This window comes from Pukyongia salina (assembly GCF_002966125.1).
In the GTDB taxonomy this organism is placed as follows: domain Bacteria; phylum Bacteroidota; class Bacteroidia; order Flavobacteriales; family Flavobacteriaceae; genus Pukyongia; species Pukyongia salina.
Genome location: NZ_CP027062.1, coordinates 761,796 through 774,998, shown reverse-complemented (window position 1 = coordinate 774,998; position 13,203 = coordinate 761,796). Strand labels below are relative to the sequence as shown.

The window sequence follows — 13,203 nt, the reverse complement described above, 5'->3', positions numbered from 1 at the left end:
GTGAAAAAAGGGCAGGAGCAGTATCTTTGCAACTTCATATGCCATAACAGTACTAGGGCATTGTTAAAAAGATGAGCTTGTCGACCACCCGGACATATTCTACACCCAGATCGTTAATCAGAAATTTTACTGAAATTACCAAAATGCGCTTATCTGTAAGTGTGGTATTTTCTTCAATTGCAGGGTATTTATTGGCTGTTGAAACGGTCGATTTTTACACCCTGTTTCTTTTATGTGTTGGTGGTTATTGTATGGTTGGAGCATCTAATGTTTATAACCAGATTATAGAACGTGACCTGGATGCCTTAATGGACAGAACTAAGGACCGGCCTATTCCGGGAGGACGCATGGGCGTTACATCGGCATTCGTACTTGCGAGCATACTTACATTAGCAGGAATTGCGTTGCTTTATATCATCAATCCAAAGACGGCTTTGTTTGGGGCGATCTCCATCTTCATGTATGTAAGTTTATACACGCCTTTAAAAACAAAAACACCTTTAGCCGTTTTTGTGGGGGCTTTTCCCGGAGCCATTCCCTTTATGCTAGGTTGGGTTGCCGCTACAAACGATTTTGGCATTGAGCCCGGAACCTTGTTCATGATTCAATTTTTCTGGCAATTTCCTCATTTTTGGGCAATAGGATGGTTTCTATTTGAAGACTATAAAAAAGGCGGGTTCTTTATGCTTCCCAATGGAAAACGTGACAATGGAACGGCGATTCAGATCATACTCTATTGTATCTGGACAGTTTTAGCATCGCTTGTTCCGGCGGTTGGCGTGACAGGAAGTTTGTATTTGAGTCCGTTCGCAGCGGTTCTCATCGCGGGGATTGGAGTTTGGCTTATTTATTATGCCGCCCGACTCTACAAACTTAAAACAGATAAGGCAGCCAGACAGCTTATGCTGGTGAGTGTGAGTTATATTACCCTGCTTCAGTTAATTTATGTACTAGATAAATTTTTAAGATAATGGATTATACAAACGGAAGTGAAGAGTTGAAGAGAAGGCGTGCCAAGAAGATGATGCTTTGGTTTGGTATCATTAGTTTGTCCATGAGTTTCCTTGGATTTACCAGTGCTTATATAGTGAGTAGTACTCGTGAAGACTGGCTGGATAACTTCCAGATACCGCAATCATTCTACATAAGTCTCGCGGTAATTATTGTGAGTAGTGTAACAATGCATCTCGCACTGCTTAATGTAAAAAGGGAGAAAAATAAGGTTGGGACTTTTCTTTTGGTAACAACTTTTATACTAGGCCTGATATTTATTTGGCTTCAGTTAAGAGGTTTCGACGAGATCATAGGGATCTTTGGCTATAACCCTACGGGCCCAACTAGTAATATCACATACACCTATATATTTTTAATTGCAGCAGTGCATATTGCGCATATCGTGGCGGCATTACTGGCACTGCTTGTAGTAATTTATAATCATTTTAAACTGAAGTATAGAAACGGTAATACCCTGGGGATAGAATTAGCAACCACATTCTGGCATTTTGTAGATATATTGTGGATCTACCTCTTTTTCTTTTTCTATATTATGCGATAGAAATAATTGTAATTCAAGAGTTTCGAAAGGTGTGATTATTAGCGAACCTCAACTTGTTTTTATAAATTGAACACTGAAGTTTCGTTAGATAAAAAATAGTCGTATTTTTGGACCTTATTTAAAACCAAATTCTTTGTATGGAAGCTACTGTTGCTCAAACAGGCACAGAAGGAAAAACTTGGGGAGGCGGTAATCGCCCACTAAATGCCAGCTACGGAAAACTGATGATGTGGTTCTTCATCGTTTCGGATGCCTTAACCTTCTCGGGATTTCTTGCCTCATATGGATTTTCAAGATTTAAATTTATCGATGCCTGGCCTATAGCCGATGAAGTATTTACCCACTTCCCTTTCTTGCACGGTGTAGATGCACCTATGTACTATGTGGCTTTTATGACCTTCATCCTTATCTTCTCCTCGGTAACTATGGTTTTAGCCGTAGATGCAGGGCATAAGATGCAGAAGAATAAAGTAATCATCTATTTATTCCTTACAGTGATTGGTGGTCTTATCTTCGTAGGTTCTCAGGCCTGGGAATGGGCTACGTTCATTAAAGGAGATTACGGTGCTGTAGAAACAAAAGGCGGTAAGATACTTCAGTTTTTGGATAAAGAAGGAAATCGTGCGGCGATTGGCGACTTTGCCGTTCGTTTGCCTAGCACTGCAGAGACACATACCGAAGGAAATGGAGTTTGGTACATGGAGGGCGGAACTAAAACCTCTTATAATTACGAAGAAGTAAAGGCAGGATTCCTTGCCAACGAGAATCTACTTATACGTGATCAGGAATTGGTCCCCGATATGGCTGCGCTTCGCGCCTCCGATCTGGAAGCCGATAAGCAGGAAGTAGCGCGTTTAGAACGTTCTTATATCAATCTTGATGCAACTGGAGAAAAAGGGATATACAATCGCGAAATGAGTGTAAATAAATTAGTGAATGACGGGAAACTGGTTGTGGAAGGTGCTAACCTGAAACACAATGAATATGGAACCCCGCTGTTTGCAGATTTCTTTTTCTTTATCACCGGTTTCCACGGGTTCCACGTTTTTTCCGGAGTGATCTTTAACCTTATCATTTTCTTTAATGTGGTTATTGGTACTTACGAAAGACGCGGACATTACGAAATGGTTGAGAAAGTAGGTCTTTACTGGCACTTTGTAGATTTGGTCTGGGTATTTGTATTTACCTTCTTTTATCTTGTATAATAAATTACGAACATGGCACACGATCATAAACTTGAAATATTCAGAGGACTTGTAAAATTTAAGTCGAATGAAAGAAAGATCTGGGGCGTATTCACCTTCCTATCCATTGTAACTATCATCGAAGTAGCGTTGGGTATTGTGAAACCAGAGTTCCTTACCGAGAACCGATTTTTAGCAATGCGTTTGCTAAACTGGATCTTTATTATCCTTACTCTTGTAAAGGCCTATTATATTACCTGGGATTTCATGCACATGCGAGATGAGGTAATGGCCCTTCGCCGTTCTGTTGTGTGGACAGCGATCTTTCTTATCTGTTACCTTGTTCTTATACTTCTAATAGAAGGAGATTATATCTACGAGGTATACAAAAGCAATTATATTAAATTTAGCTTTTAAAAGCACCCATCATATTAAAAACCCTGCCAGGCAGGGTTTTTTTATGCTTATAAAAAATCGTTAAGAGGTTGTTTCCCGCTTAATTTGGGAGTATTTTTGTAAGAGATTTTCTGCTATGCAAATTAAAAAGTATTTAGTACTGGGAGTTTTATTCCTTTTACCACTTTCCATGTATATTTTCTTCGCGTCCGGGAAGGATAATTTTGGAAGATTACCGGTGCTCACTAAAAACATTGTGGAGATCGATAAGTTCACCTCTCCCGATTCCGATACGATCCGCCTTGATAATAGTATTACTATTTTAGGCTTCTTCGGAAATGACCCCCTGGAAAACAAAGTGAATGCCTATAATCTCGCGCACAAGATATATAAGAAGTACAGGGGATTTCATGATTTTCAAATCGTGATACTTCAGCCGGAAAGTTCGGAAGAAGCTTCGATTACTTTAAAGGAGAATCTTTCGGAAATAGCCAATACCGATCGATGGAAATTTGTCTATGGCACTTCAGAAGAAATAAAAGAAGTTTTCAATTCTCTTCAATCTGAATATCTCTTAATGCCGGATAATAGCAGCCCATATGTTTTTATAGTAGATAAAAATAGAGACCTAAGAGGTCGAAATGACGATGAAGACGTTGGGATGCTCTATGGCTATGACGCCAGAGATTTTGCTGAAATAAATAATAAAATGGACGATGATGTAAAGGTGATCCTGGCTGAGTATCGCCTCGAATTAAAAAAGTATAAGGCAGATAGGGAAATTTAATATCATGAAAAAGAACTATTCGTATATAGGGATCTCGTTTATCATTCTCATTTTTGGTATCTGGGCCATTCCGAAGATAGTAGATCATTATTCGGAGCCGGATCTGGCGGTGATTGGTACTGTACCGGATTTTAGTTTTACAGATCAAAATGGTAAGACCATATCAAATTCAGATTATAAGGGTAAAGTATATGTGGCAGAATTCTTCTTTACAACCTGTCCTTCTATCTGCCCTATCATGAACCAAAACATGGTCAAGGTGCAAAACGAATTTTATGGAAATCCTAATTTAGGCATTGCATCTTTTAGTATAGATCCAGATTATGACACGCCGGAAATCTTGCGTGATTATGCGAATAGCTACCAGATCACCAATCCCAACTGGCACCTGCTTACTGGCGAAAAAGTAAAGATTTTCGACCTCGCCAACAGTGGATTTAATCTATATGTTGGAGAGAATTCGGAGGTGGAAGGTGGTTTCGAACATTCGGGTTACTTCGCACTTATCGATCAGGAAGGGAAGATAAGGTCTCGATACGACGAACATGGCAACCCGATCATCTATTATGATGGCCTGGAAACGGAAGGGATTCAAATGCTTATAGAGGATATAGAACGTTTAATTGAGAATTAGAAAAATGACCAGGGAATCGATAAAAAAGAAATATACGGTATGGATCTGGATCCTTTCCATTGCGATCCCTGTAGTGGTTGCAATATTGTTTTCGGTAAAGATCCCGGGCGTTGAAAGACTTGGCTTCCTGCCACCAATCTACGCATCGATCAATGCACTTACAGCAGTATTGCTAGTGGTTGCACTTATTCAAATAAGGAAAGGAAACCGTAAAGCACATGAGCGTATCATGAAGCTCTGTATACTTCTGTCTGCGCTGTTCCTGCTGATGTATGTAGCCTATCATATGACCTCCGATTCTACAGCCTACGGAGGAGAAGGTATTTTGCGGTATATATATTTTGTGATCTTACTAAGCCATATATTTTTGTCGATCGTAGTAATTCCCTTTGTGCTCATTACCTTTGTGAGAGCCTTGAACGGAAACTTCGAAATGCACAAGAAGATCGCCCGTTTCACTTTTCCAATTTGGCTATACGTTGCAGTTAGCGGCGTAATAGTCTATCTCATGATCTCCCCGTATTATTAATGATGAAGCAGCGTCTCCTTATACTAATAATAGTTTTTCTATTGGCCACGTTACCTGCGGAAGCTCAATGTGCAATGTGCCGGGCCGTACTTGAAAGTGAAGAAAAAGGGCAGGCGGCTGAAGGGATCAACAATGGAATAATCTACCTAATGATCTTTCCCTATTTATTGGTAGGCGGTGTTGGCTACGCCATTTACAGAATGCGCAAGAAAGCTAAGGAGACCGAGACGTGAAAATCGAGACTGGAAAGGTGTAACATATTATGGGGTAAATAGTCTTATTGCAAAGACTTTACACTAACCAGCCAGGTAAGTCTTAACATGAATTTCACATAAGAAAGCGGTAAACCGCCTTAATTTGTATTCGAATACATCGCGATGATAGAAATAACAGACTTACACAAATCCTATGTAATGGGAACGAATACTTTACACGTTCTCAAAGGGATAGATTTTACCGTAAATGAAGGAGAACTTGTAGCTATCATGGGTTCCTCAGGATCTGGAAAATCTACCTTGCTCAATATACTTGGGATGTTAGATGAAGCCGATCAGGGAACCTACACGCTGGATGGTACATTAATCCACAACCTTAATGAAAAGATCGCAGCCCGTTACCGGAACAAGTTCCTGGGCTTTGTGTTTCAGTCGTTCAACCTGATATCCTACAAAAATGCACTGGAAAACGTTGCGATGCCGTTGTACTATCAGGGTACAAAACGCAATGAAAGAAATGAAAAGGCGATGCATTATTTGGAAAAGGTAGGGCTTGCAGAATGGGCCACCCATTTACCAAATGAACTCTCCGGAGGACAAAAACAACGCGTTGCCATTGCCAGAGCGCTGGCTAGCGAACCAAAAGTGTTGCTTGCAGACGAGCCTACAGGAGCGTTAGATTCTACCACCTCCTACGAAGTAATGGAGATCATCCAATCTATAAATGACGAAGGTAAAACCATCCTGATCGTTACTCACGAAGACGATATTGCACATATGTGTAAACGAATCGTGAATTTGAAGGATGGAGTTATTATCGACGACTCCAAAATTTCTCAAGTTAGAGTTAAAGCTACCTCCCATGTTTAACATTGAGCGTTGGCAGGAAATATTCGAAACCATCAGGAAGAATAAGCTCCGAACTTTTTTAACGGGTCTTTCGGTGGCTTCAGGAATATTCATCCTTGTAATCCTATTGGGTTTCGGGCAAGGAATGACCAACGGTGTGGCTAAAGAATTTGAAGAGGATGCTGCCAACAGGATCGTAGTATGGACCGGGGTAACCACTGTAGAACATAAAGGACTTAATCCGGGTAGGTTTATAGAACTTCGAAACGAGGATTATGATCTCCTTATAAAGAAATATGAAGACGATCTCGAATTTAAGTCCTCTGTGTACCGTATATGGAGCGGTGTTGCAACTTACAAGAACGAATCGGGAAGTTACAGAGTAGAAGGTGTGTTTCCCGATTATCAGTTTATAGAAAACGCATCTTTAACAGCAGGGCGTTTTTTAAATTACGACGATCACAACGGATATGAAAAAGTAATAGTTATAGGCCATAAGGTTTATAAGGATCTCTTTGGTAATAAAGAAGCGATAGGCGAACAAGTTCAGATCTCAGGAATAAATTTTAAAGTCATTGGTGTTTATTCAGACCCAGGCGGTGAACGTGAAGAATCCAGAATATTCTTACCATTATCCACATCACAACGGGTGTTTAACGGGGGTAATAAGGTGCGAAACATGGGATTTACTTTAAAGCCTCAAGCCACATTTCAGCAAGCGGTTCAACACTCCATTGCGATCTCCAATGAAATAGAGTCCTTCTTAAAAGAAAGACATATTGTGGCACCGGAAGATGATAGTGCCATTGATAGCTGGAACTCACTGGAAGAGGCAAAACGATATTACGATCTAATGGACATGATCAAATTGTTTTTCTGGGTGGTGGGTATATGTACCATAATTGCGGGTGTTGTAGGGGTGAGTAATATTATGCTCATCATAGTGAAAGAGCGTACCAAAGAGATAGGTATTAGAAAGGCCATCGGTGCCCAGCCCTGGTCTATTATCGGGATGATATTGCATGAATCGATATTTGTAACTGCAATTGCCGGCTTTCTCGGACTCATTTTCAGCATGGCGTTATTGGAGGTAATTGGGCCAAATATCGAAATAGACTATATCGTAAATCCATCTGTGAATTTCAACGTAGCTATCACTACGGTGTTTGTTCTTATAATTGCCGGTGCTCTGGCTGGATTCTTTCCTGCCTGGCGCGCTGCACGAATTAAACCTATTGAAGCGTTAAGAGAAGAATAATATGTTTAACAGAGACCGCTGGAGCGAAATATTAGAAGCCTTAAGCAGTAATTGGTTTAGAACCGTACTTACAGCCTTTGGAGTGCTCTGGGGAATTTTTATTCTCGTTATTCTTCTAGCTGCTGGGAAGGGACTTGAGAATGGCGTTAAAGCAGATTTCGGGGATATAGCCACCAACACCATGTTCATGTGGACCCAGACCATCTCTAAACCCTATAAGGGCTTACCTAAAGGACGGCGTTTTACATATCGTTTGGGAGATGTTCAGGCAATAAAAGATAATGTGCCGGAATTGAGATTCATCTCACCTAGGAATCAACTGGGGGGATTTGGGGGTAGTAATAATGTTGTTCGTGGCCTGAATACGGGAGCGTTCAATGTATACGGAGATTACCCGGAGATCATAGAACAGCAGCCCATGGATATTACCAGCGGAAGGTTTATCAACTATGGAGACATAGAAGAAAAAAGAAAGGTTGCAATAATAGGAGAAGGAGTAAAGACGGCCTTATACAGTTCGAACGAGGATGTTCTCGGAACCTATATCAAGATCAATGGAGTGAACTTCATTGTGGTAGGAACTTATAAAAAGAAGTCGCAGGGGGGTGATTCAGAAGAAGATCAAAAGGAGATTTATGTGCCTTTTACGTCCTTTTCTCAAGCCTTTAACCGAGGAGACCGTGTGGGATGGATGGCGATCACCGCCAACGATGGTTCATCTATTACCGAGTTGAAAGAACAGATCTTCGATGTAGTAAAACAACGGCATACCATACATCCGGATGACGACAGGGCTATAGGTAATTTCGATCTATATGAGCAATACAGCAGAATAGAAGGACTCTTTTTTGCCTTAAAATTGATCGCGTATTTTGTGGGGACCCTTGTCTTATTATCGGGAGTTATAGGAATAAGCAACATTATGCTTATTGTTGTAAAAGAACGCACCAAGGAAATTGGAATTAGAAGGGCACTAGGAGCTACGCCCTGGGCGATACGAGGTCAGGTATTGTTGGAATCCATTGTGCTTACCATTCTATCTGGGATGCTGGGAATATCCCTGGGAGCCCTTGTTATCTACGCAATCAATAAGGTGTTGGATGCAAATGGTCCGGTAGATATGTTCTCTAACCCCAGTGTGGATATTACCGTGGTAATATCTGCCTTGATAATCTTAATAATATCGGGTTTACTGGCCGGATTCATACCGGCTCAGAATGCCATAAAAATAAAACCTGTAGATGCACTACGAACCGAATAATAACTAACTATAAAAATGAAAAAGACGGTTACCATTATCATTCTCGCTGTTATAGTGATCACTTTCACTGCAGCCTTGTATTATTTATATTCAAAGAACCAGGAAGATCCGGTTGTCTATGAGACCGAACAGGCCGAAATGGGGACTATCATTAAAAAGACGGTAGCCACAGGGAGTATAGTGCCAAAAGAAGAAGTCCTTATAAAACCAAATATCTCCGGTATCATTGATGAAGTTTTTGTTGAAGCCGGTGAAGAAGTGAACGCTGGAGATCTTCTGGCAAAAGTGAAGGTGGTGCCTAATGTCTCTGCCCTTACCAGCGCAAAGAATAGCATAAATAGTTCTAAAACACAATTAGAAACGGCCAGGCTTGCTCTTGAAAACGAACGGAATATCTATAATCGACAGAAAGGTTTATTTGAGAAAGGGGTCATTTCGGCCAACGAATTCGACAATGCTCAGCTAGCGTTTAATCAGGCGCAGCAACGTTTTAACCAGGAGAAGGTCAATCTTTCCGGAGCTCAGCAAAATTACGACATCGTAAAAACAGGTACCACTAGCGGGCTGGGATCGGCGGCAACGACCGAGATCAGGGCGACTGTCTCGGGAATGGTGCTTGACGTTCCGGTGAAAGTAGGTAACCAGGTGATAGAAGCCAATAATTTTAACGACGGAACAACCATCGCCACTTTGGCCGATGTGGAGAAAATGATTTTCGAGGGGAAAGTGGATGAAAGTGAAGTTGGTAAGATCACCGAAAATCTGCCTCTGGAAATTACTGTTGGGGCAATTGAGAATGCTACTTTCGATGCAGTACTGGATTATATTGCGCCCAAGGGGGTGAGCGAGAATGGTGCCATTCAGTTTGAGATTAAGGGAACTTTAAAGAAAAAAGATACTACCTTTATCAGAGCGGGATTAAGTGCCAATGCCTCTATTATCTTGGCCAGAGCAGATAGTGTCCTCACGCTAAAAGAGGCGCTTGTGCAATACGATCCTAAAACTCAGCAACCTTTTGTGGAGATCGAAACGGGAGATCAGAAATTTGAACGCAGGGATATACAATTGGGTATAAGCGATGGGATTAAAGTGGAAGTAAAGAGTGGTATCACAAAGGATGATAAGATAAAGGTGTGGAATCAAATCAAGCCGGCACAGGATTTCGGAAGGAATTAAGATTCATTTTTTAACCAACAGACTGTAACACTTTAACATATTAAAAGACAAATTCGGCAACTATCAACTCTATGAAGAAACTAGTTATTATTCTAATCTTACTCCTAGCGGCAACTAATATCTATGCGCAGAAGAAGTGGACACTTAAAGAATGTGTAACCTATGCCCTGGAGAATAATATTTCAGTAAAACAATCGGAACTTGATCTGGAAGCAACCGATGCAGACAAACTTGCTGCCATTGGTAATTTCCTACCCTCTATTAATGGAAGCGCCAGTCTTTCGGAGAATACAGGTCTAAGTTTAAACCCAACGAATAATGAACTGGAGAATACAACTTTCGGGTCGGCTTCCGGTTCTATAAATGTTGGCTATACATTATTTGATGGTCTGCGAAATTTTAGAAATGTCCAAAGGGCTAAAATTTCGAAATTGGCAGCCCAACATCGTCTCGATAAGATGAAAGACGACATCTCTCTCTTTGTTGCCAATGCCTATTTGCAGGTTTTGCTGAATAAAGCTAACCTGGATGTGCTGAAGGCTCAAAATAATGTAACAAAAGAGCAAATTTCCCGTACCCAGGATCTGGTAGATGCAGGGGTATTACCCAGAGGTGATCTTTTAGAGATACAAGCCACCGATGCTAGTGAAATTCAGAATATTGTAACTGCTGAAAATACAGTGCAGATATCACTGATAAGCCTGGCACAGCTTTTATTGATCAAGGAATACGAAACCTTCGATATTGAAGATGAAGGATATGATATCGTCGACGATGGAATATCTTCCAAATCTGTTGCCGAGATCATTGCCAACGCGAAAGAAACAAGATCCGAAATTAAAATCGCCGAAAGTGACGTTGCCATTGCGGAAAAGGATCTGCAATTAGCCAGGGGGGCCTATTATCCTACCTTGTCTGCATTCTTTGGATACAACACTCGATATGCAGACAACGACCCACTTAATAGATCTTTCACCGAACAATTATATCTCAATGATGGTATAGGTTACGGTTTGCAACTCAACGTACCTGTGCTTAATGGCCTTAATGTTCGAAGTAACGTAAAGCGCAGTAAAGTAAACCTTCAGCGCAGCCGGTATCAACTGGAACAAGCTCAATTAGACCTGGAATCTAATATCTACCAGGCCTATGTGGATGTAAAAGGGGCCTTTAAAGCATACGAAGCTGCTGTGAAGGCGTTCGAATCTCAGGAACTCGCTTATCAATACGCCAAAGACAGATACGATGTGGGTCTAACCAATGCGTTCGATTTCAGTCAGTCTAAATTGAGATTCGACAATGCCAGTATAGAAGTGAACAGGACGAAATATGATTATATTTTTAAATTAAAAGTGTTAGAGTTGTATTTTGGTATCCCTGCAACCGAATTAAAGTTTTAGTTATGAAGAAAAAAACACTAATCATCATTATTTCGTTCATACTTGTCGTGCTCATACTCCTGGTAGTAGGCAAAAAGCAAGGATGGATTGGTTCCGATAGTGATACTACCAAGGTCGAGCTCACCGAGATCGAACCACTGGAAATCGTAGAAACAGTGGCAGCGACCGGGAAGATACAGCCGGAAGTTGAAGTGGCACTATCATCCGAAGTATCTGGTGAGATTATCGAATTACCTATAAAAGAAGGACAGCAGGTAAAAAAAGGAGACCTTCTGGTAAAAATAAATCCCGACCTCATACAGGCTGCAGTGAGTCAGTCCCAGGCCGGATTACAAAACGTAAGAGCTCAATTATCTCAGGCTGAAGCCAATTTGAAGAACGCCCAGTTAAACTATAACAGAAACAAAGAACTTTTCGAAAAAGGAGTTATTTCGAAATCTGAATGGGATCGGTCTGTGAATGAATATGAGTCTGCACAGGCTAATAAGCAGGCAGCCTATTATAGCGTACAAAGTGCAGCAGCTAATTTGAAACAATCACGCGACAACCTGGAGCGCACCACAATTTATGCACCTATGGATGGTACTATTTCGAAATTATCTGTCGAATTAGGAGAACGTGTAGTGGGAACAGCCCAAATGGCAGGTACTGAGATCGTTCGTGTAGCCGACCTCAACAACATGGAAGTTGAAGTAGATGTGAACGAGAATGATATTGTAAAAGTATCCTTAGAGGATTCTACCATTGTCGAGGTAGACGCCTATTTAAAGCGAGAATTTAAAGGAGTGGTTACAGAGATTGCGAACTCGGCAGAGAATGCCATATCGGTAGACCAGGTTACAAACTTTAAGGTAAAGGTTCGTATTCTTCCCGAATCCTATGCCGATCTAACCGAAGGGAAGCCAGATTATTATTCGCCTTTCCGTCCGGGTATGACGGCCACTGTAGATATTATTACTGAAAAGAAGAAAGACGTTACAGGAGTACCTATTAGCGCTATCGTGATAAAGACAGATACCAGTTGTACGAAAAGTTATAAAGCGAAGAAGAAGGTGACCGAAGGAGAACAAGAAAAATTTGAATGTGTTTTCGTGAAAGAAGGTGACGAAGCCAAATTGAGGATCGTTACCACGGGGATTCAGGATGATTCGAACATAGAGATCACTTCGGGACTCAACGTGGGCGACGTGGTTATCACGGGACCGTATAACACCGTTACCAAAACCCTGGATTGCGGAGATAAGGTTAGCGAAGCCGAAGACAAAAAAGAAGAAGAAAAAGAAACTGAATAATGGCTACCATACTATGTCTTGAGACAGCCACCACAAATTGCTCTGTAGCGCTTTCGGTAAACGGAAGCGTTATTGCTTTTAAAGAAGATCAGAGTCCGGGTTATTCGCATGCCGAGAAACTTCATCCTTATATTGAAGAAGTTCTCGCCATTGGTGAAATCGATATGGATGATCTGGACGCCATAGCTGTTAGTAAAGGTCCCGGATCTTACACCGGTCTTCGAATAGGAGTATCGGCCGCAAAAGGACTTTGTTATGTGTTGGACATTCCTTTGATATCTGTTCCTACTCTGGAATCGATGATCATAACGAAAGATATCACTGCCGATTATAAGGTCCCTATGTTGGATGCCAGGCGAATGGAGGTCTATTCGGCGGTGTTCGACGCCTCGAACAAGCGAATTAGAGAAACCCGGGCTGAAGTATTAAATGATACTTCTTTTGCCGATCTCCTCGAGAAAGGAAGGGCAGTGTTCCTTGGGAATGGGGTGGCTAAATTTCAGAAAATAGTAAATCATCCTAATGCCGTTTTTATGCCCAATGCGATGCCATCCGCAATTGATATGGCCGGGATAGCGGAGCGTAAATATAAAATAAGCGACACCGAAGATGTCGCTTATTTTGAGCCGTATTATCTGAAAGATTTCATTTCAGGTTAAAGGTTATG

At 41.2% G+C, this 13,203-nt stretch carries 15 protein-coding genes; all 15 read left to right on the top strand.

Features of this window, described 5'->3' with window-relative positions:
* The first annotated feature begins 71 nt into the window (after positions 1-71).
* The 15 genes from cyoE to tsaB all read left to right on the top strand — a co-directional run bounded on the left by cyoE (position 72) and on the right by tsaB (position 13,195).
* On the top strand, positions 72-971 hold the full coding sequence (gene cyoE, locus C5O00_RS03515) for a heme o synthase (RefSeq protein WP_105214996.1): 900 nt from the start codon (positions 72-74) through the stop codon (positions 969-971).
* Entirely contained in the window at positions 971-1,555 is a 585-nt protein-coding gene (locus C5O00_RS03510; RefSeq protein WP_105214994.1) for a cytochrome c oxidase subunit 3, read from the top strand. The genes cyoE and C5O00_RS03510 overlap by 1 nt, the downstream gene beginning before the upstream one ends.
* Before the next feature lie 137 nt (positions 1,556-1,692).
* Positions 1,693-2,760: a cytochrome c oxidase subunit 3 gene (locus C5O00_RS03505; protein WP_105214992.1), complete on the top strand. Its 1,068-nt coding sequence runs from the start codon at positions 1,693-1,695 to the stop codon at positions 2,758-2,760.
* A gap of 12 nt (positions 2,761-2,772) precedes the next feature.
* Positions 2,773-3,156: a cytochrome C oxidase subunit IV family protein gene (locus C5O00_RS03500; protein ID WP_105214990.1), complete on the top strand. Its 384-nt coding sequence runs from the start codon at positions 2,773-2,775 to the stop codon at positions 3,154-3,156.
* Positions 3,157-3,271: 115 nt separating this feature from the next.
* Positions 3,272-3,922 (top strand): hypothetical protein, encoded by a 651-nt coding sequence (locus C5O00_RS03495; RefSeq protein ID WP_317046434.1) that lies wholly within the window; start codon positions 3,272-3,274, stop codon positions 3,920-3,922.
* Positions 3,923-3,926: 4 nt separating this feature from the next.
* Positions 3,927-4,556 (top strand): SCO family protein, encoded by a 630-nt coding sequence (locus C5O00_RS03490; protein WP_105214988.1) that lies wholly within the window; start codon positions 3,927-3,929, stop codon positions 4,554-4,556.
* Positions 4,557-4,560: 4 nt separating this feature from the next.
* The gene (locus C5O00_RS03485; protein ID WP_105214986.1) at positions 4,561-5,085 is read left to right on the top strand and encodes a DUF420 domain-containing protein; all 525 of its coding nucleotides are present in this window, start codon (positions 4,561-4,563) and stop codon (positions 5,083-5,085) included.
* A gap of 2 nt (positions 5,086-5,087) precedes the next feature.
* The gene (locus tag C5O00_RS03480) at positions 5,088-5,318 is read left to right on the top strand and encodes a CAMCR motif-containing small membrane protein (RefSeq protein WP_105217559.1); all 231 of its coding nucleotides are present in this window, start codon (positions 5,088-5,090) and stop codon (positions 5,316-5,318) included.
* Between the two features lie 144 nt (positions 5,319-5,462).
* The gene (locus C5O00_RS03475) at positions 5,463-6,170 is read left to right on the top strand and encodes an ABC transporter ATP-binding protein (RefSeq protein WP_105214984.1); all 708 of its coding nucleotides are present in this window, start codon (positions 5,463-5,465) and stop codon (positions 6,168-6,170) included.
* Positions 6,163-7,407 carry an ABC transporter permease gene (locus tag C5O00_RS03470; RefSeq protein WP_105214982.1) on the top strand — a complete coding sequence of 415 codons (1,245 nt, stop codon included), beginning with the start codon at positions 6,163-6,165 and terminating at the stop codon, positions 7,405-7,407. Before C5O00_RS03475 ends, C5O00_RS03470 begins: the two co-directional genes overlap by 8 nt.
* Position 7,408: 1 nt before the next feature.
* Positions 7,409-8,668: an ABC transporter permease gene (locus C5O00_RS03465; protein WP_105214980.1), complete on the top strand. Its 1,260-nt coding sequence runs from the start codon at positions 7,409-7,411 to the stop codon at positions 8,666-8,668.
* Between the two features lie 15 nt (positions 8,669-8,683).
* Positions 8,684-9,844 carry an efflux RND transporter periplasmic adaptor subunit gene (locus C5O00_RS03460; RefSeq protein WP_105214978.1) on the top strand — a complete coding sequence of 387 codons (1,161 nt, stop codon included), beginning with the start codon at positions 8,684-8,686 and terminating at the stop codon, positions 9,842-9,844.
* A gap of 71 nt (positions 9,845-9,915) precedes the next feature.
* On the top strand, positions 9,916-11,244 hold the full coding sequence (locus C5O00_RS03455) for a TolC family protein (protein ID WP_105214976.1): 1,329 nt from the start codon (positions 9,916-9,918) through the stop codon (positions 11,242-11,244).
* 2 nt (positions 11,245-11,246) lie between these two features.
* Positions 11,247-12,536, top strand: coding sequence for an efflux RND transporter periplasmic adaptor subunit (locus C5O00_RS03450; protein ID WP_105214974.1), 1,290 nt, complete (start codon positions 11,247-11,249; stop codon positions 12,534-12,536).
* Positions 12,536-13,195 carry a tRNA (adenosine(37)-N6)-threonylcarbamoyltransferase complex dimerization subunit type 1 TsaB gene (tsaB, locus tag C5O00_RS03445; protein ID WP_105214972.1) on the top strand — a complete coding sequence of 220 codons (660 nt, stop codon included), beginning with the start codon at positions 12,536-12,538 and terminating at the stop codon, positions 13,193-13,195. Before C5O00_RS03450 ends, tsaB begins: the two co-directional genes overlap by 1 nt.
* The last annotated feature ends 8 nt before the right edge of the window (positions 13,196-13,203 follow it).